This is a genomic window from Streptomyces capoamus (genome assembly GCF_014654935.1).
Taxonomy (GTDB): Bacteria; Actinomycetota; Actinomycetes; order Streptomycetales; family Streptomycetaceae; genus Streptomyces; species Streptomyces capoamus.
In genome coordinates, this window is record NZ_BNBF01000018.1 from 96,112 (window position 1) to 96,952 (window position 841).

The 841-nt window shown below is 67.1% G+C and carries 1 protein-coding gene; it reads right to left on the reverse strand.

Features of this window, described 5'->3' with window-relative positions; genetic code table 11:
• On the reverse strand, nucleotides 1–180 hold a 180-nt coding region (locus IE312_RS26155), incomplete at its 3' end, for a cold-shock protein (protein WP_189984778.1).
• Nucleotides 181–841 lie beyond the last annotated feature (661 nt).

Genomic DNA, 841 nt, shown 5'->3' on the forward strand with positions numbered 1-841 from the left:
CTGCGGGCCCTTCTGGCCCTGCGTGACGTCGAAGGTCACCTTCTGGCCTTCCTGAAGCTCGCGGAAGCCGGAGGTGGCGATGTTCGAGTAGTGCGCGAACACGTCGGCGCCGCCGCCGTCCTGCTCAATGAAGCCGAAGCCCTTTTCCGCGTTGAACCACTTCACGGTGCCAGATGCCATATTGAATCTCCCTCGGAGGGTGGTACCGGACTCCGCACTTTGCGGAGCCGAGTCGCCGCCATGATCACCCCTCCGGAAAGATCCGGAAAGCTCTGCAAAGAAAAAAATTCTCTGGCAACCAAAACTGCAACTGCTATCACGCTAACACAGGTCGGTTGGCAGCGCCCGGCGGTTTTGTGCCGCGTCCGGCGCTTCTCGTACCGGCGCGGACCGAAATTCTGTACCGGCGGGACTAGATATCCGCGAGGCGCTCGTCCAGCCTCCTGCGCATGTCCCGGTTCTGCCGGAGGGCGTCGTCCAGCTGGTCCTCCAGGGAGACGATGCGGCACGCGGCGGATAGTCGTCGTCGAGGTTGCCGGCGGCAGGGGCGTTCTCGGCGGGCATGGCACCTTCGTTTCGGGGGACGCGGCGGGAGGCCCGGGCGTGCGCGGCGCCCGCTGTCTCCTTGCGCAACCCTAACGTCGCCGTGCCCGCATACCTGGTCCGGCCGTTACCGATTTCCGTACCGCCCGGCTCCCGATCGCGTGTCCCGCGGCCCGGCTCCCGGACGGGTCTGCGCGGCGCGGACGTGTGACGCGTGACGCGTCGTGCGTGTGACGCGTGACGCGCCGAGGGTGTGTGACGTCCGACGCGTCGAGGGCGTGTGACGCGGGAGCACCCC